The following is an 18289-nucleotide window of genomic DNA, read 5'->3' as shown; positions in this document are numbered from 1 at the left end:
GACAACCCCGTCAACCTCGACCCCCGCATGGCCAAGCTCGCCGGCGGTGTCCACCGTCTCGACGGCCAGCTCATGGTCGTCCTCGACGTCGATCGCGTCCTCGAGCTCGCGCCCGAGATGATGGCGGCCTGATACGGCGGCAGCGCCGCCGACGTACTCGCAATTGGAAGTTCCCCCGCAAAGGGGATCAGAAGCAGAGGTTCACATGAGAACGTGTCTCGTCGTTGATGATTCCAGCGTCATCCGCAAGGTTGCGCGCCGGATCTTGGAAGGCCTCGACTTCCAGATTCTCGAAGCCGAGGACGGTGAGAAGGCGCTCGAGGCCTGCAAGCGCGGGTTGCCCGACGCCGTGCTGCTCGACTGGAACATGCCGGTGATGGATGGCTACGAATTCCTCGGCCATCTGCGCCGCATGCCCGGCGGCGACCAGCCCAAGGTGGTGTTCTGCACCACCGAGAACGACGTCGCCCATATTGCGCGCGCGCTGCACGCCGGTGCCAACGAGTACATCATGAAGCCGTTCGACAAGGACATCGTGACGGCGAAGTTCCAGGAAGTCGGCTTGATCTGAGCGAACACCGAAGGCTGAACGGCTCCTTCGGCGTTTTCAACTAAACCGTTTCAGTCTGAGTTGGTGAGTAATGAGTATTGCGTTCGCAGGTAATTCGGCCACGGGCTCGTCGCGCGAAGCGGGACCGCTGCGAGTGATGATCGTCGACGACTCCGTCGTCATTCGCGGTCTGATCTCGCGCTGGATCGGTGCCGAGCACGATATGGAGGTCGCTGCCTCGCTGCGCACCGGGCTCGAGGCGGTCAACCAGATCGAACGCATCAGCCCCGACGTTGCCGTGCTCGACATCGAAATGCCCGAGCTCGACGGCATCTCGGCGCTGCCGCAGCTCTTGGCGAAGAAGCGCGATCTCGTCATCATCATGGCCTCGACGCTGACCCGCCGCAACGCGGAGATCAGCTTCAAGGCGCTGTCGCTCGGCGCGGCCGACTACATTCCGAAACCGGAATCGACACGCGAGACGTCCGCCGCGGACATCTTCCATCACGATCTGATCCAGAAGATCCGTCATCTCGGCGCGCGGTTGCGCAGGAAGCCTGCGGTTTCAAGCCCGCCGCTGGCGCCGGCGAGCCCGGCTCCGGCCGCGCGCGGACCGATTGCGCGGCCTGCCTCGCCAGCACCGGCCATCCATCCCCTGTCGTCGGGGCCGCTGACCACGCGTCCGTTCTCGACCCAGATGCCAAAGGTGCTGCTGATCGGCTCTTCGACCGGTGGCCCGCAGGCGCTGATGGCGCTGGTCACCGAGCTTGGCCCGGTGATCGACCGCGTTCCGGTGCTGATCACCCAGCACATGCCCCCAACCTTCACCACCATTCTCGCCGAGCACCTCGCGCGTTCGAGCCGCCGGCCGGCAGCCGAGGCGGTCGATGGCGAGCCGGTGAAGCCGGGGCGCATCTATCTCGCGCCCGGCGGCAAGCACATGCGCGTGGTGCGCAGCGGCGCGGACGTGGCGATCGCGCTCGACGACGGCCCCGCGGTCAATTTCTGCAAGCCCGCGGTTGACCCGCTCTTCACCTCCGCCATCGACATCTGGCACGGCAACATCCTCTCCGTGATCCTGACGGGCATGGGCTCGGACGGCATGCGCGGCGGCAAGGACATCGTCGCTGCCGGTGGCAGCGTGATCGCGCAGGATGAAGCCTCCAGCGTGGTATGGGGCATGCCCGGTGCGGCTGCCCATGCCGGCATCTGCGCGGCGATCCTGCCGCTCAACCAGATCGGCGCCAAGGTCAACCGCCTGTTCGCGGGAGATCGCTCGTGACGCCTGCGGACTACGAGTATCTGCGCAAGTTCCTGAAAGAGCGCTCCGGTCTCGATCTCTCGCCCGACAAGCAGTATCTGGTCGAGAGCCGGCTGCTGCCGCTGGCCCGCAAGGCAAGCCTATCAGGTATCCCCGATCTCGTGCTCAAGATCAGGAACGGCGATGGCCGGCTTGCGACCGACGTGGTCGAGGCCATGACCACCAACGAGACCTTCTTCTTTCGCGACAAGATCCCGTTCGATCATCTGCGCGACAGCATCATGCCCGGCCTGATCCAGGCGCGTGCCGCGCGCAAATCGTTGCGCATCTGGTCGGCGGCTTCGTCGACGGGGCAGGAGCCCTATTCGATCGCGATGTGCCTGAAGGAGATGGGCACCGCGCTCGCGGGCTGGCGCATCGAGATCGTCGCCACCGATCTGTCGCAGGAGGTGCTGGAGAAATCCAAGGCCGGCGTCTACAGCCAGTTCGAGGTGCAGCGCGGCCTGCCGATCCAGCTCCTGATGAAATACTTCACCCAGTCCAACGAGGTCTGGCAGCTCAATGCCGATATTCGCGCGAAGGTGCAGTTCCGCCAGCTCAATCTGTTGCAGGACTTCTCCCATCTCGGCACGTTCGACGTGATCTTCTGCCGCAACGTGCTGATCTATTTCGACCAGGACACCAAAGCCGTGATCTTCGAGCGCATGGCGAAGGGCCTGGAAGCGGACGGCACGCTGTTGCTCGGCGCCGCCGAATCCGTCGTCGGCATCACCGACGCATTCCGTCCGATCTCCGACCGCCGCGGTCTCTACCAGCTCAATCCGGCGCGCTCCGGCCGGGCGATGGGGGGACTGATGCCGCAACCGCTGAAGGTCGCCGCGGCAAGGTGATCTACAAGATCGCATGCGGCAAAAACCGCGAGCCGTTGCCCGTGATCGGGCTCCCGTCTTCGCGGATCGAAAGCCCGCATGGCTCGTGGTTCACCAGCCAGCTTCCCACCACGGGATAGACGCCTGAAAAGTTCGGGAGCGGCGAGAGCGCCTGGCGAATAAATCCTTCCGCGCCATACGGGCCTGCGTGTTCGTCAAGCGAAACACCGGCCGACACCAGCGTGACATTGGCGCCTTCGCGCGACAGTAGGGGCTTGCGGACGTAGGAGCTGCCGAGCTCGGCTGCACGTGGATCGTCCTCGAAGAAGGCCGGCAGCAGATTGGGATGGTTCGGAAACATCTCCCAGAGCAGCGGCAGGATGCCCTTGTTGGAGAGCACCGCCTTCCATGGTGGCTCGATCCAGCGCGTCGGAGCGCCGGCAAGCTTTGCACCGAAAGCGTCGTGGAACATCCATTCCCAGGGGTAGAGCTTGAAGACCAGCTCGATGTCGCGGTCGTCGAGATCGACGAAGCCGCCGGCCTCATCGCGCCAGCCAATTTCTTCGATGTCGAGCAGCGTGGTCGAGAGGCCTGCCTGGCGCGCGGTGTCTTCGAGATAAGCGAGCGTGCCCGCGTCCTCTTCGTTGCCAGTCGTGCCTGTGAGATGCAGATGCCCGCCCGCGCCGATCGCTTTCCACGCCTCGATCAGCCGCTCGTGAATGGAGTTGAACTGGTCGGCGCGGGCGGGAACGATGCGCCGCCCGATCGCCTGCTCGAGCCAGGTCCATTGAAACACCGCAGCCTCGAAGATCGAGGTCGGCGTGTCCGCATTGTATTCGAGCAGCTTTGCCGGGCCGTCGCCGTCGAATTTCAGGTCGAGCCGGCCGTAGAGGCTGCAGTCGTCTCGCTCCCAGCTTTCCGCGATCAGGTCCCAAAACGCTTCCGGAATTTTGAGCCGCCGCAAATGGCGCTCGTCGCCGATCACGTGACCGGCGAGATCCAGGCACATCGCATCGATCTCGCCGGTCGGCGTTTCGATAGAGCGCTCGATCTCGTCGAGCGTGAAGGCATAATAGGCGCGCTCGTCCCAATAACGCTCGCCGTCGATGGTGTGGAAGGCGAAGCCGCATTGCTCGGCGGTCTGTTGCCAGTCGTCGCGCTCGGGACAAATGATGCGTTGCATGTGTCAGCCGCCGCCCGAGAAGCCATGCGCAAACGAGCCGAAGCCGCCGCGCGTGACGCCACCGGAGCCGGAATCGGACGACGTCCCTGACGAGGAATGGCTCGAGGAGTCGCTGCTGTAGAAACCCGACCGCGAGGACCAGTGCGAGGTGCCGCCTGACGAGCTGCTGCAGTTCGTCGTCTGCGTCGGCGCCGCCGCCCCGGGGACTGTCGCCCCGGCAACTGCCGCCCCGGGAGGAGAGGGGTCGCAGCTTCGGTGCGGTATCAGCGTGTAGGCCGTGGTGCCGGCCGCGATCGTCCCCATCATCAGCAGCGCGACATGGCCCGAGCGTTTCACCGGCTCGCGCGGGGCCGGCGGCGCGGGTGCGGGCCTGCGCTTGCCGAAATCCTTGGTCGGAGGCTTCGCTGCCATATCAGTAGATCATGCAGGCAGCGTTCAGGAGGCCCGCGGCGAGCGAGGACAGGCCGAGCCAGATCGCGGGCGCCAGCTCGCCGGCGGCGATCCGCCCCGACAGGTTCGGCACCGGGATTTTCACGATGTAAAACACGGCAACTTGCACGATCAGCGCGATTGCAGCCCAGATCAGGCAGTCCAGCACGTTGGCCGAATGCGCGATCGCGCTGAACAGCGGCGCCACGAAGCCGAGCAGGCTGAGGCCGAGCGCAATCGCAGCCGCTGGATCGTTGTCGCGGATCAGCTGAAACTCGTTGTGCGGCGTGATCCGCGTGTAAACGAAGAGATATGCCACTATCGCGATTAGCCCGGTGCAAAAATAGACCAGGAAGGCGGGCAGGCCGGCGAGCGATTGCAGGATCATGGGGAGGTCCAACGTTGGCGCCGTGAATTCTGGCACGATCGCTTAGTCGCCGCATCGGTCGAACAGGTTCGATCCCCAGAAACAAGCCGGCCCTGTGGTACGCCCCGGCACTGCACAAAATATCGGGCCGCATGAGACATGCTTCACAAATGCGTCTCGAGGTTGCATGTGATAGTCTCGCGCATTGTTTTCACGGTCGTCCTGATTGCGATCGGCCACGCACATTCGAGGGCTTCTTCGTTCAGATCAAAATCTTGTTGAGTGAGGCGCAAAATGCCTGTTGCCGAATACGAAGATTTCGAGCTCGAGATCGGCTCCGATCTGCCCGTGGGTGGCGGCCCTCAGCAATATTACGGTCGTGTCGTCAGGTCGCCGGCGGGTGAGGCGCCGAAGGCACAGGTGAAGTTCTGGTTCTCTGCGCCCGGCGAATTGGCCAAGTTGCGCGGCGAGCTGGAAAACGCTGTGCTGGAAATCGACGACAAAAATCGGCAGGGCCCGACGACGCGTGGCGAACAGGTGCTGCGGGATTTCGGGCGCGGCGTGTTCCGCAGCGTCTTCACCGACGTGCCCTCGATCCAGCGGATCTACGAGCGCAGCAAGGGCGCAGCCCAGGATTTGAGGATCAAGCTGCGGATCGAGGCGGCCGATCTTGCCGGACTGCCGTGGGAATATCTCTACGACGAAGACGACATGCCCGGTTTCGTCAGCTTGACGCGGCCCATCGTGCGCTATCTCGAAACCGCCGGCAGCGTGGGCCGGATGGGCGTCAAAGGGCCACTGCGCATTCTCGGCATGATCGCCGACCCATCGACCAGCGAATGGCCGAAGCTCAATGTCGTCAAGGAGCGCGACCGCATCAACAAGGGCATCGATTCCCTCCAGCACGAAGGCAAGGTCGATTTCCAGTGGGTCCCGGGCGGGAGCGGACGAGACCTGATGAAGAAGCTGTTGGAGGGCGAATGGCACATCTTCCATTTCATCGGGCATGGCGGGGTTGAGGAAGCCTCGCCCGGGGCCGGCGCGAGCGGCTTCGTCGTCATGGTCGACGAGGACGGCAGGCCGGTGAAGAAGTTCGCCTCCGATCTTGCGATGATGCTGACTGGGGCAAAGCGGAGCATGCGCCTGATCATGCTCAATTGCTGCGAGAGCGCCCGGATCAATGTCGGCGATCGCTTCGGCAATCCTGCGATCGGGTTGATGAAGACGGGATGGCTGCCCGCCGTGGTGGCGATGCAGTTTCCGATCACCGACAGTGCCGCGATTTCGATGTCGGAGGGGTTTTACGCGGCACTTGCCGGCAATCGTTCGATCGACGATGCGGTGACACTTGCGCGCAAATTCATCCAGGAGAAGTCCCGCGTCGAATGGGGAATCCCGGTCCTCTATATGCGCTCGTCCGACGGCCGGATCTTTGACGTCGAAGCGCCGCAGCCGCTGCCGACCCCGGCCGAGGCCGCGCGCCTCTCGAAAGACATGCTGCGGCAGCGGCGCGACGAATTCATGGAAGCACTCGCCGCCGGTCCCGCCACGATCGAGGCGCTGGAGGAGCTGACCCGGCGCGGGCAGGAGCTGCACGGCCTGCTCGCGGATGACGGCGAACTTTCGGTTCGGCTCGCAAAAGTCTATTTCGATCTCGGCACGCTTCAACACAAGCAGAAGCAGATTCCGAAAGCCGCCGCGAGCTTCGCCTACATGCTGAAGCTTGATCCGGCGAAGCCCGAATATTTCGTGCGCCGCGCCAATTTCAACGTGACCGTCGGTCTTTACGAAAATGCGCTCAACGACATCACCGAAGCGATCAAGCTCAAGCCGAAGAACCCGGAATTCTACTGGATCAGGGGCATCGTCAGCATGACGGCCGCCGGCATCGACGACAAGCGTGGCTATCTCGAGGAGGCCATCAAGGCCTTCGGCACGGCAATCGCGACCAACGAGAACGAGCCGAAATATCTGGTGTCCCGGGCCAACGCCTATGCCCAGATCAAGGACGTAGCGAAGGCCCAGAACGATATGGACAGCGCGATTGCGCTGGCTCCGGACAATATCGATCTCCTGGTCCAGAAGGCCAAGATGTTCGCCCAGGCTGCGTGACTCTCACGCGACCGCCGGACGCCGCGGTGTCCGGCGCGCCTTTCAACAACGAACCCTAGCAATAGGAGTTCATCGTGCCGCTTGCTGATGTCGTAGACCCCCTGAATGCGATCCTCGAGTCCTTCGGCGGACCGCTTCTGGTCGTGCTGTTCTACTGGTTCAGATTTCACACCCTGAAGGGGACCCGCTCGTTCACGACGCGGCCGCTGTTCTTGTTCGGCCTCGCCGTCTTCATCACGCCGTTTCTGGTGATCTACGCTGTTCTTCCCGATAAGCTGTCGCCGCTCGCCGCGGTCTGGCTCCTGATGTTCGCCTGGCTCATTCCGGTCGCGCCGAAGGCGTGGCGGAAATTCTGCCAGGAGCTGGCCGGCATTCCCGTCAGGGCGTTCGCGCTGCGCGACGCGCTGGCCGCGTCGCCGTTCCAGGTCGCCCCAGACGATATGCAGAGCCTCCAGCGCAAGCTCTCCAGGGTCGGCTATCAGGTCGATGATTTCCGCGCCACGCAATCGACCGCGATCCAGTCGCGCTTCCTCAAGATCTCGGCGCTGATGCTCCATCTCGAGCGCTGGGCCGCCGAGCATGATGCCTTCATGGAGCGCAATTCCGATCTCTATGCCGAGCTGCTTGCGGTCTACGATTCTCTCTGCTTCCGCACCGTCCGCGTGCTCAAGAGCAGCGCCGAGATCTACGGTGCGATCATGGAGGACAGCCAGGTCGAGCCGGACGACTGGCAGGCGCTCGATCAGCTCTCGACCCGCCATAGTGCGGTCAGCCAGCTTCAGCTGGCCGCCCAGACCGCGGCGGGATGCATGCTGGAGGATCTGCGCAAGGACATGGATTCCCTGCTCAACAATCTCCTGCTGTTCGCAGCGCGCGCCGCGCTCGCCGGCGAGTGGACCTTTGCCCGCAGCAGAAAAAGGTTAGGGGCAATCGGCTTCGTGCTGGAGCCGGCCCCACCCGGTATCGTCAAGGTCGTGGCGGTCGTGGCGGCCTTCGCCTTCGTCTGGTGCCTAGCGTGGCTGCTCGGGTCCGGCAAGGTCGTCCACATGCCTGGAGACCAATATGTCGGCATGATGCGGACGCTGCTGATGACGCCGCTGTACCTGATCGTGAACTTCTGGCTGGTCTATTATTTCAAGCGGCAGTACGCGTTTGCGAACGAGACCATCTTCGGCCGGCTGCCGGTCGGATTCATTCTCACCATCGGTCTCTGGAGTGCCCTGATCCTTTTCCCGATTCAGGCCGCCTTCGACTTCTACCAGTTTCCGCAAAAGCCCTATCTCGACGTGGTCTTGCACGAACTGCCGCTCTTGACCTTTCCTTGGGGGATCGCGGCGATGGCGGCGCTGCTGGTGCAGGATTCGACCTGGGGCAGGCGGTCGCGCAAGACACGGCGGATGCGCGACGGCCTCGTCTTCGGTGGCGGCATGACGGTGCTGCTGTGGGTGCTGCTGGGCATCCACCAGGTCAGCCCGATGCCGGTCATGGAGGTCGTCGACAACGTCTCCGGCTGGGCGTTCTTCTGGTCCTTCGTGCTCCCGACCTTCGCGTTCGGATTCATCATCGGCTACGCGTTGATTGCCTGGCTGCGCGAGGCGGCCGCACGCGTCCCGGTCAGGAGCGCGCCTCTCGCCACCGCCTCGCTGGTGAGCGCCTGACGAAGCCCCAAAAACAAAAACCCCGCCATTCGCGGCGGGGTCCAGGCTGGGAGGAGCAAGCCCCGAATGGCTCGCGACGTAAACTGATCAGGCCGGAATGCGCTCTTCGACCTCGTGCGGCTCGCGCAGCACGTAGCCGCGGCCCCACACGGTCTCGATGAAGTTGCGTCCCTCGGAAGCGTTGGCGAGCTTCTTGCGGAGCTTGCAGATGAAGACGTCGATGATCTTCAGCTCGGGCTCGTCCATGCCGCCATAGAGGTGGTTGAGGAACATTTCCTTGGTGAGGGTCGTGCCCTTGCGGAGCGAGAGCAGCTCCAGCATCTGGTATTCCTTGCCGGTCAGGTGCACGCGCTGGCCACCGACTTCGACCGTCTTGGTGTCGAGGTTGACGACGAGGTCGCCGGTCTGGATGACCGACTGGGCGTGACCCTTGGAGCGGCGCACGATCGCATGGATGCGGGCAACCAGCTCGTCTTTATGGAACGGTTTGGTCATGTAGTCGTCGGCGCCGACGCCGAGACCCTTGACCTTGTCCTCGATGCCGGCGAGGCCGGAGAGGATCAGGATCGGCGTCTTGATCTTGGAGACCCGAAGCTGCTTGAGCACGTCGTAGCCGGACATGTCGGGCAGGTTGAGGTCGAGAAGGATAATGTCGTAATCGTATAATTTTCCGAGATCGACGCCTTCTTCCCCCAAATCGGTCGTGTAGACATTGAAGCTCTCAGACTTCAGCATCAGCTCGATCGACTGCGCGACGGCGCTGTCATCTTCAATCAGCAAAACGCGCATGCCAGTTCCCCATAGTCGCCGCTCCTGGGCGTCAGGTCGGCCGCATTCGCGGCACTCAACTAAACGCCTTTGAACAACTGATTCGGATCCTGACGACAGATGGTTAACAAATCCTGATTCTGGAACGCAAGTCCCCTTGGTGCAATTTTTCTCGAATCGCCCTAAGGTCTTGCGTAGGAAGCAGCTTTTGTTACTCCGCTCCGTTCAAGCTCCACTTTAAGAGACGGGCCTAACCGACTCCCACGACTCAGCCTTCTTCTGAAGGGGAGTCGCGCTCAGTCACAAAGACAGTGACGCAATGATTAACGATGCGGGTAAACACGAGGTTAAGCGCCGTTCAGAAATATGGCGAAACTTAAGGGTTTCGCCACGAAGGCCCCGATCATGAAGGCGCGTCCCCTATGAAGGCCCTCTTATGAAGGCTGCTCCATGAAGGCTGCTCTATGAAAGCTCTTGCCGAACAGGTCGGCGATATCGACGGCGTCAATATCTATGGCCGTGTGGTCGGCGTGCGCGGCCTCATGGTCGAGGTCGCCGGCCCGATCCACGCGATGTCGGTCGGTGCGCGGCTCGTGATCGAGACCGGCGCCAACCGTTCCATTCCCTGCGAGGTGATCGGCTTCTCCGGCAACAACGCGGTCGTGATGCCGTTCGCCGGCCTCGACGGCGTGCGTCGCGGCTGCAAGGCCGTCATCGCCAATGCCGCCAATCAGGTGCGCCCGTCGTCGGCCTGGCTCGGCCGCGTCGTCAATGCGCTGGGCGAACCGATCGACGGCAAGGGACCATTGCCGCAAGGCGCTTCCCCGATGCCGTATCGCAATTCGCCGCCGCCGGCGCATTCGCGCAAGCGCGTCGGCGCGCCGCTCGATCTCGGCGTGCGCGCGATGAACACCTTCCTCACCTGCTGCCGCGGCCAGCGCATGGGCATCTTCGCGGGTTCCGGCGTCGGCAAATCCGTGCTGCTCTCGATGCTCGCGCGCAACGTCGATGCCGCGGTCAGCGTCATCGGGCTGATCGGCGAACGCGGCCGCGAGGTGCAGGAGTTCTTGCAGGACGACCTCGGCGAGGAGGGCCTGGCGCGCTCCGTCGTGGTGGTCGCGACCTCCGACGAGCCGGCCCTGATGCGGCGGCAGGCCGCCTACCTGACGCTCGCGGTCGCCGAATATTTTCGCGACGAGGGCCAGGACGTTCTCTGCCTGATGGACTCGGTGACGCGTTTCGCCATGGCCCAGCGCGAGATCGGGCTGTCCGCCGGCGAGCCGCCGACCGCCAAGGGCTACACGCCGACCGTCTTCACCGAGCTGCCGAAGCTTCTTGAGCGCGCCGGACCGGGGCTCGGCGAGGGCGCGATCACCGCGATCTTCACGGTGCTGGTCGACGGCGACGATCACAACGAGCCGATCGCCGACGCCGTCCGCGGCATCCTCGACGGCCACATCGTGATGCAGCGCTCGATCGCGGAGCGCGGCCGCTATCCCGCCATCAACATCCTCAGGTCGGTCTCCCGCACCATGCCGAAATCGGCCGATCCGCAGTTCTGGCCGACCATCCAGAAGGCGCGGGCGGTGATGGCCACCTATGCCGACATGGAGGAGCTGATCCGGCTCGGCGCCTACCGGGCCGGCTCCAGCCCCGAGGTCGACGAGGCGATCCGCCTGCACGAGCCGCTGGAGGCTTTCCTGCGCCAGGGCAAGGACGAAAATGCCTCGCTGGCCGATGGCTACCGCCAGTTGGCGCAAATCCTCGGCAATTTGGAAACGGAACGCTAACTTTGTCCCGTCATCATCCGATCCACAGAGTAGCAGAGCCGGTCTTGGCCCCAATCGGGCCTGTGGGGAGACTGGTGTCGTCCCACGTGCAGCCAAGGGACTTCTGGGGAGTACGAGTCGATGAAGTCACGTGATACCCTCATCCGCCTGAAGAAGTTTCAGGTCGACGAGAAGCGCCGCCGGGTCGCCCAGATCGAGTCCATGATCGCCGACTTCCAGCGGATGTCGACCGATCTGGATCGCGAGATCCAGACCGAGCAGGATCGCGCCGGGATCAACGATCCCGCGCATTTCGCCTATCCGACCTATGCCAAGGCCGCCATCCAGCGCCGCGAGAACCTGACCCGCTCGGCCGACGAGCTGAAGGGCCAGCTCGAGGAGGCCAAGGCCGCGCTCGGCGAGGCTTTCGAGGAGCTGAAGAAGGTCGAGCTCCTGGACGAGCGCGACCAGGCTCGCGAGCGCGCCGAAGAAAACGCCCGCGAGCAGGCCGATCTCGACAGCATCGGCCTGATGCGCTCCCGCATCGGCGCCGTTGCCTGAAGGCGCCGCCAGCGGTCAAGATCGCCAGAGAATTTGCGAGCCCGGACCCGCAAGGTCCGGGTTTTTGCGTGTGCTGTCCACAGCGTGGCGCGCCGGCTCTTGGTGACCGGCTTGGCCGCGCGCTATGGTAGCGGAGTGCCGGGGTCCGCGCGGATGCGGCGGGGCCTTGAGCGTTGGGGGGCTGAATGCTGACGCCAGCAGAGCTGGTCGGGCTGATCGAGGCGGTGGCGAAGCGCGACCAGGCCGCGTTCGAGCGCCTCTACGGCGCCACGCGCGCGAAACTCTATGGCGTCGTGCTCCGTATCTTGCGCCGGCAGGATCTCGCAGAGGAGGTCATTCAGGAGACCTACGTCAAGATATGGAACAGCGCCGGCCGGTTCAATCCGACGCTGTCATCGCCGATCACGTGGATGGCGTCGATCGCGCGCAACCGCGCCATCGATATCGTGCGCAAGAAGACGGAGGCCTCCATCGAGGAGGAGCCGCAGGCGATGGACGTCGCCGCCGACAGTCCCGATCCCCTGGCGCGCCGGGAGATGTCCGAGGAGTTGAAGCGGCTGCTGGAATGTATTGGCCGCCTCGAGCCGGACCGTCAGCGGCTCGTGCTTCTCGCCTATTACAACGGCTGGAGCCGCGAGCAACTGGCGGAGAAATTCGTCGCGCCCGTCAACACGGTGAAGACGTGGCTCCGGCGCAGCATGTTGGATATCCGGGAGTGCCTCGGACTTTAGTGGATGATGAGAGTGCCTATGCTGACGCAGCGTTCTTGTTTCACCTCTCCCTTCGGGAGAGCTGAAGGAAAGTGATGGCCTATAGCGAGGACCATATCGTGCTCGCCGCGGAATATGCGCTCGGCACACTCGATGCCGACGAGCGCGCGCAGGTCGCGACCATGATGGCGGTGGACCAGGAGTTCGCCGCCTTGGTGCAGTCGTGGGAATTCCGGCTCGGCGTCCTCAACCAGATGGTCGGCACGATCGAGCCGCGGCCGATCGTGTGGGAGAACATCCGGCGCGAGATCGCGCGGACGCTATCGTCGCAGGATTCGCCCGAGGCAGCGCCGCCACTGCCGGAGTTCTATTCACCGGAGCCTTCATCGCCCGAATCTTCGGCGACAGAGCCTTCAGCGACAGAGTCTTCAACGACAGGTCCGCCGACGCCGGAGCCTCCGTCGCCGGACGTGCCGTCGCCGGAATCCAATTCCGATGCCGTTCCGATTTTTCCGCCGCAGTTCGTGCCGCAGACCCATGCGCCCGATCCGAGCGTCGCACCGGTGACGCAGGCGCCGGTCGTCGACGGCAGCAAGGTGATCCATCTCGAGGGCCGCGTGAAGCGCTGGCGCACGATCGCCTCCGCCGTGGGTGCGCTTGCGGCCGCATTGCTGGTGACGCTATCGCTTCAGATCTTCCTGCCCGATGCGCTGCCGGGCGCGCTGCGGCCCGCACCGCGTATCCAGACGGTCGAGCTCAAGACACCGGCCGCGCCGCTGTCTTCGCCCGCGCAATATGTCGCGCTGTTGCAGGGCCAGAGCGGCGGCCCCGCCTTCATCCTCACCATTGACGGGGCGACCAAGAACTTCACGGTGCGCAAGGTCGGCGCGACGCCGGAGCCGGGCAAGAGTTTTGAGCTCTGGCTGATCTCCGACAGGTTGCCGCGCCCGCGTTCGCTGGGCGTGATCGGCAGCGGCGACTTCACGGCGCGCCCGGTGCTCGCCGGCTACGATGCCGATGTCGTCAATGGCGCAACCTATGCCGTCACGGTCGAGCAGTCGGGCGGCTCGCCCAACGGCCAGCCGACCTCGGCGCCGGTGTTTTCCGGCAAGCTGATTGAGACCGTGCCGCCGTCCCAGCCGCAGTTGCCGGCGAAGAAGTAGTCGCCACAAGGGCGCATAAATTGTCGCTGCGGTCCATTTCGCCGTCGTAATTCGACAAGTCTGGCTGAATCCGTCTGTGATTTGAACCTCCATGCATGTCCCGGCGTCAAATGCCCGGAATTTGCAGTCGGCACCGCCGATCATGGTGCCGGAAAGGGGCTAGAAATCAGATGGATGCAGCCAAGCCGCCGGGCGTCTTTATTCACCAATATGCCGGCCTGCCGCAGGGGCCGGCATTCGAGCACTGGCGCGACAGGGCCTTGGGGTCCTGTGGCCTCGAGATCGGACCGAGCCAGGGCGACAGCATCGATTGCCGGCTGCAGATCAGCGTGGTCGATAATATTGCGCTCGCCATTCCCGAGGGGGCCTCCGCACACTATTCGCGCACGCAGAGCGGTCTCGCCGACGGCAGCGACGATCTCGTGCTGATCGCCGCGCATGCCGGCGTCGTCAACGTCCGGCAGAACGGCCACACCGTCGAGCTCGCGCCGGCGCAGATGACGCTTGCCGATATGGGCATCACCGGCAGCGTCGGTCACACCGACGAGAACCGCTTCGCCACCATCCGCATGCCGCGCCGCGCGCTGCTCGACATCAATCCGCGCGCCGAGGAGAAGCTGTCGCAGGTGCTGTCGGATGGTGCGGTCGCCGAGACCATCTTCCGCTATCACGCGCTCGCTGCCCATCAGGCACCGCATCTCGACGCCGTCGGCCAGCGCCTGACCGCGCAGCACATGGTCGATCTCGTCGGCCTGCTGCTTGGCACCGATGCCGAGCACGCGGCGCTCGCGCGCGGTCGCGGCCATGCGGCGGCCCGTCTCGATCTCATGCGCGCCGATGTGATGGCTGCACTCGGCCGCAACGATCTCTGCCTGTCCGAGGTCGCCACCCGCTCGGGGCTCAGCCCGCGCCAGGCGCAGCGGCTGTTCGAGCAGGCCGGCACCACCTTCACCGAATTCGTGCTCGAGCAGCGCCTGCTGCTCGCGCGAAAATGGCTCGGCGATCCCCGCGCGCGGGCGCGCAAGATCAGCGACATCGCGCATTCCTCGGGCTTCGCCGACCTGTCCTATTTCAACCGCGCCTTCCGCAAGCGTTTTGGCGCGACGCCGTCGGAACTGCGCGAGGCCTGAGGCCCGATTTTGTGCAGCGGCGCGCCGCGGCCGCAGTTGGTCGATCCGGACGAATGAGCTATATCTGTCTGCGCGGGGCAGATCGTCGGATTCCCTGGAACAGCGAAGTCAACGCACATGGCGCGTATCGTCGTGCTCGGCGCCGGGTTTGCAGGTCTGTGGGCGGCCATCGGTGCCGCGCGCATGCGCGACCAGATTGGTGCCGCCGGCCGCCACATCGAGATCCGCGTTGTCGACCGCAATCCCTACCACAACATCCGCGTGCGCAATTACGAGGTCGACCTCAGCGAGGTCGCGCTGCCGCTTCCGCAACTGCTCGATCCGATCGGCGTCACGCACGGTATCGGCGAGGTCACGGCCGTCGATCCGTCGCGGCGCCAGATCTCGCTGGTCACGAGCAGCGGCGAGGAGACGCTGAGCTACGATCGCCTCGTGCTTGCACTCGGCAGCGAAGTGATGCGTCCTGATATTCCGGGCCTGGCGGAGCATGCGTTCGACGTCGATACTTATGCTTCGGCGCTTCGCCTCCAGGATCACCTGATCTCGCTCGGGCGCAGCCCGCCGTCGCCGGCACGATCGACAATTCTGGTGGTGGGTGCCGGTTTCACCGGCATCGAGGTTGCCGCCGAATTGCCTGACCGGCTGGTGCGCGCGGGCATCATCGGCAATCGTCGTATTATCCTGGTCGATTCCAATTCCACGGTCGGTGCCACGATCGGCGCGCAGGCGCGTCCCGTTATCGAGACGGCGCTGTCGTCGCTCGACGTCGAAGCGCGGCTCGGGGTGCGCGTCGCGTCGATCGAAGCTGCTGGCGTTCGCTTGAGCTCGGGCGAGTTCATCGCAACGCAGACGGTGATCTGGTGCGCCGGCATGCGCGCGAGCGGGCTGACCGCAAGCTTTCCGGGCGCGCGCGACCGCCTCGGGCGCCTTCTGGTCGATCCCTTCATGCGGGTCGCGGATCTGCCCGGCGTCTTCGCCGCCGGCGATGTCGCCTCCAGCGTGGTCGATGGCTTGCATCCGACCGTGATGTCCTGCCAGTTCGCCCGCCCCATGGGCCGGTTCGCCGGTCACAATGTGGTGGCCGATCTTGCCGGCCAGCCGCTGCTGCCGCTGCGGATCGACTGGTACGTCACCGTGCTCGATCTCGGCGACTGGGGCGCGCTCTACACGGAAGGCTGGGACCGCGAGGTGCGGACGACCGGCCAGGCTGCCAAGGCAACCAAGCAGACCATCAACCGCAAGCGCATCTATCCCCCGCTCACCGGCAGCAAGGAAGATCTATTCGCCGCCGCCGCGCCGACGGTGCAGGCGCCGCCGCCGACCTATGGGACGCCGCGTCGTTGAGCTGGGCCGTGCATCCATCAGCCAAGCGAAATGATGAATGCGACGAAAGCAATGTCCGCTTTGTCACCAAAGCGAATGGCTGCAGCGGAGCTATTGCCATTGTTCGTCCGCTCCGGGTCTCTGAGCCGACTTGGGCGCGTTCCCGATGTCCCCAAATGACCTGAAACCGACTTTGCGCTGGCGGTCTCGGCAGCTATGATGTCAGCCGATAAAGATGGCATCTGACACAGCAACGAGGGTCTGTCGTCGATGAGGTTGATTTGTGCGGTTCTTTTGCTTGCCTTGACGCAGTCCGCAGATGCGCAGCAGCAACTCTCGACGATCACTTTGGCTTGCAACGGAACAAGTAAGTTGGTGGCTACATCCGGAGCAGAGTTGAAATTGGACCCCGTCGCCAATCTCCGCATCATTGTGAGCGCGGGCAGTCAAACAGTGTCGTTCCTTGATAACGTCGTACCGATCACGAAGACCACCCCTTTGCTTGTCGGGTTCAGCAGCCAGTACGCGAATGGGAGGCCGACCATCTCTGGCCGGATTGATCGGCTTACCAAGAGTGTCGAAATCGATTGGATGTACGAGAACGTCGGCGATAACGCCCATTGGGAGCTTACGTGTCGTCCCGTCGTTCCCTTTTCTGAAGGCCCCAATTTTGATCGCCCACGGGCCCACGGCTGACGTTAGCTTCTCGGCTTATGCCGGATAAAGGCACATCAGGCGGCTAGCATCGGTAGCAAAGAAAACGAAGCCACGCTCGGCGATAAACGCCCGATGGATGCCATTCGCTAAGTCGGTTGTTGGCCCATAGCTGATCTTACCCTGCCTCCTGCCGACTGTCGGCTTCCAATCCAATTCCAGATCTCTCAACGAACTCAGAGCTGCTTATCGCCACCAATCCGGCGGGCCATGTAGAGGTGAGTTTCGTAGTCCATTTCGAATTCTCCCCCGTGACGATCGATCGCCTTGGAAATGTCATTGATCAGCTCGTCGCGGATCGTTGGCGTGAGCATCCGAATATCCGAGCGCGTCCCCTGGAAATTGGCATAGCTTGATGTTGTGTGCTGCCACTTCCACGGATAGCAGCGGTGCTCCACCGGTCCAAACAATCCCGACTCGTCAAACCAGCCTTTGAATGGACCGCTGGGCAGGTACCAGGCTTCCGGCGGGGGCCCCCAGCGGCCCGTATGACGCAGGTATATTTCCTTGAACCTTTCGAGCAACGGGATGGGCCATCCGGTCGGAACATGCCCGAAGACGGCCAATGATCCGTCCGATGAAAGCAACTTCGCGGCCTTCACGAACCGCAAGTCCGGCGAAACCCAGTGCCACGACTGCGCAGCGATGATGAGTCGGAACGCCCCTTTGTCTTGTGGCCACGCCTCGAGTGTCGTCTCGACCAGCTCGACGTTACCAAAACCGGCCAAGCTCTCACGCGCAGCGCGGATCATTTCGGGGCCAGGATCGATTGCAACGATCCGAAAATCTCGCTTCGCGAAGCTCCTGGTTGCCTGCCCCGTGCCGCAGCCAACTTCCAGAACGGGATCGCCCGTCCCCAAGTTGCCGTACGAAACCACGTCGTCCACGAGGGCTTCGGGGTAGTCGGGGCGTGAGGCCCTATATGCCTCCGCAATCTGATCGAATGTAAAGCGCTGCTCCACGGAGGTCCCCGCTTCATCAGGTTGTGGAGCTAGCCAAGTAAAGCCATTCGTTGTCAAGACATCTTGAGCCCATCTACAAGCCCTTGCGTTGCCCGTCGGGCAAAACACCCAAACCGTCGGTCAATCCGCGCGGCCAAAAATATTCCACTTTACCGAAATTCGGAAATCGCGTATGTATCGCCTACTCCGGCCCAAGGAAGAGGGGCGTATCGCGATCGTCACGAACGCGGGCCGGATGGCGGTGGGCGTGGGTCACATCGGCGCGAAGGGTTTTGCAGGGCGGGCAACCGTGAGCGAAGACCTCGCGCATACGACCGGGGTGATCGGCGTACGGCGAAATCGTGTGGTCCTGGCGTCCGGAGTCTGTGCGCCAAGTCTTGCGGTGATGGGTGTGGCCCAACCGGGCCCTCACATCAGTCATCCGTGAGGCGACGGGGGCAATAGCGCATCGCTCCCCGGGGAGAGCACGACATAAGCCGTCAAACCACTGCGCAGGGAAGGCCGGGATGTCCTGGCTTCACCTGTATGCCGCTGTGCAGCTTTTCTGACTGTAACTTCGCACAGTGGACCGCGGGTGCCAGCCGGCACCCGGTCTTCCCTGCGCCCTCTTTCAGTTGAGGGTGAGGCGACTGAAGCAAAGCTCGGGCGATATGAGCCGCGAGAGCGCGAAGGTGTGTCTGCGATGGAGAAGGTGTGTCTGCGATGGATGTGCGAGTTGAAAGGACGATGTCCGCGCCTCACACTCCGTCATTGCGAGCGC

17 protein-coding genes and 1 pseudogene are annotated in these 18289 nt (G+C 63.7%); 12 read left to right on the top strand and 6 right to left on the bottom strand.

The genetic code is table 11. The annotated features are described in order from the left end of the window. The 4 genes and pseudogenes from ABID59_RS37140 to ABID59_RS37125 form a co-directional block, all read left to right on the top strand. Positions 1-132: pseudogene (locus ABID59_RS37140) on the top strand (chemotaxis protein CheW); the annotation flags it as partial. A 73-nt stretch (positions 133-205) separates the two neighbouring features. Beyond that, positions 206-571, top strand: a complete 366-nt coding sequence (locus ABID59_RS37135) for a response regulator (RefSeq protein WP_007600538.1) — start codon at positions 206-208, stop codon at positions 569-571. 70 nt (positions 572-641) lie between these two features. Beyond that, the gene (locus ABID59_RS37130; RefSeq protein ID WP_354086642.1) at positions 642-1832 is read left to right on the top strand and encodes a protein-glutamate methylesterase/protein-glutamine glutaminase; all 1191 of its coding nucleotides are present in this window, start codon (positions 642-644) and stop codon (positions 1830-1832) included. After that, positions 1829-2701: a CheR family methyltransferase gene (locus tag ABID59_RS37125; protein WP_354086641.1), complete on the top strand. Its 873-nt coding sequence runs from the start codon at positions 1829-1831 to the stop codon at positions 2699-2701. Before ABID59_RS37130 ends, ABID59_RS37125 begins: the two co-directional genes overlap by 4 nt. Before the next feature lies 1 nt (position 2702). Here ABID59_RS37125 and ABID59_RS37120 read toward each other — a convergent pair whose 3' ends face one another. The 3 genes from ABID59_RS37120 to ABID59_RS37110 are packed head-to-tail and all read right to left on the bottom strand — an operon-like array spanning position 2703 to position 4680. Next, a complete protein-coding gene (locus ABID59_RS37120; protein WP_354086640.1) occupies positions 2703-3863 on the bottom strand; it encodes a glutathionylspermidine synthase family protein in 1161 nt (386 codons plus the stop codon). A gap of 3 nt (positions 3864-3866) precedes the next feature. Further along, on the bottom strand, positions 3867-4274 hold the full coding sequence (locus ABID59_RS37115; RefSeq protein ID WP_354086639.1) for a hypothetical protein: 408 nt from the start codon (positions 4272-4274) through the stop codon (positions 3867-3869). Position 4275: 1 nt separating this feature from the next. Continuing rightward, positions 4276-4680, bottom strand: a complete 405-nt coding sequence (locus ABID59_RS37110; RefSeq protein ID WP_128968112.1) for a DUF350 domain-containing protein — start codon at positions 4678-4680, stop codon at positions 4276-4278. 273 nt (positions 4681-4953) lie between these two features. Between ABID59_RS37110 and ABID59_RS37105 the strand changes: the two genes are divergently transcribed. Then, complete coding sequence (locus ABID59_RS37105; RefSeq protein WP_354034846.1) at positions 4954-6771, top strand: CHAT domain-containing tetratricopeptide repeat protein; 1818 nt, start codon at positions 4954-4956, stop codon at positions 6769-6771. 74 nt (positions 6772-6845) lie between these two features. After that, a complete protein-coding gene (locus ABID59_RS37100) occupies positions 6846-8429 on the top strand; it encodes a hypothetical protein (RefSeq protein WP_354086638.1) in 1584 nt (527 codons plus the stop codon). Between the two features lie 87 nt (positions 8430-8516). Here ABID59_RS37100 and ctrA read toward each other — a convergent pair whose 3' ends face one another. Then, positions 8517-9218 carry a response regulator transcription factor CtrA gene (ctrA, locus tag ABID59_RS37095; protein WP_007600544.1) on the bottom strand — a complete coding sequence of 234 codons (702 nt, stop codon included), beginning with the start codon at positions 9216-9218 and terminating at the stop codon, positions 8517-8519. Between the two features lie 443 nt (positions 9219-9661). On the opposite strand from ctrA, the gene fliI reads away from it, so the two are divergent. The 6 genes from fliI (at position 9662) to ABID59_RS37065 (ending at position 15874) form a co-directional block, all read left to right on the top strand. Next, on the top strand, positions 9662-10987 hold the full coding sequence (fliI, locus tag ABID59_RS37090) for a flagellar protein export ATPase FliI (RefSeq protein WP_354086637.1): 1326 nt from the start codon (positions 9662-9664) through the stop codon (positions 10985-10987). 120 nt (positions 10988-11107) lie between these two features. Next, complete coding sequence (fliJ, locus tag ABID59_RS37085) at positions 11108-11527, top strand: flagellar export protein FliJ (protein ID WP_128953708.1); 420 nt, start codon at positions 11108-11110, stop codon at positions 11525-11527. 185 nt (positions 11528-11712) lie between these two features. Continuing rightward, positions 11713-12258, top strand: coding sequence for a sigma-70 family RNA polymerase sigma factor (locus ABID59_RS37080; protein ID WP_354086636.1), 546 nt, complete (start codon positions 11713-11715; stop codon positions 12256-12258). 74 nt (positions 12259-12332) lie between these two features. Beyond that, the gene (locus ABID59_RS37075; protein WP_354086635.1) at positions 12333-13400 is read left to right on the top strand and encodes an anti-sigma factor; all 1068 of its coding nucleotides are present in this window, start codon (positions 12333-12335) and stop codon (positions 13398-13400) included. Positions 13401-13570: 170 nt separating this feature from the next. Then, entirely contained in the window at positions 13571-14530 is a 960-nt protein-coding gene (locus ABID59_RS37070) for a helix-turn-helix transcriptional regulator (RefSeq protein ID WP_354086634.1), read from the top strand. Between the two features lie 117 nt (positions 14531-14647). Next, complete coding sequence (locus tag ABID59_RS37065; RefSeq protein WP_354086633.1) at positions 14648-15874, top strand: NAD(P)/FAD-dependent oxidoreductase; 1227 nt, start codon at positions 14648-14650, stop codon at positions 15872-15874. Positions 15875-15891: 17 nt separating this feature from the next. Here the strand turns inward: ABID59_RS37065 and ABID59_RS37060 are convergent, their stop codons facing one another. Continuing rightward, positions 15892-16272, bottom strand: coding sequence for a hypothetical protein (locus ABID59_RS37060; RefSeq protein ID WP_354086632.1), 381 nt, complete (start codon positions 16270-16272; stop codon positions 15892-15894). A gap of 471 nt (positions 16273-16743) precedes the next feature. Further along, positions 16744-17454, bottom strand: a complete 711-nt coding sequence (locus ABID59_RS37055) for a class I SAM-dependent methyltransferase (protein WP_354086631.1) — start codon at positions 17452-17454, stop codon at positions 16744-16746. Positions 17455-18289 lie beyond the last annotated feature (835 nt).

It is taken from the genome of Bradyrhizobium sp. S3.3.6 (genome assembly GCF_040546905.1).
Classification (GTDB): domain Bacteria; phylum Pseudomonadota; class Alphaproteobacteria; order Rhizobiales; family Xanthobacteraceae; genus Bradyrhizobium; species Bradyrhizobium cytisi.
Note: the sequence above shows the minus strand (reverse complement) of the source record. Positions and strands in the feature narration are given on the sequence as shown.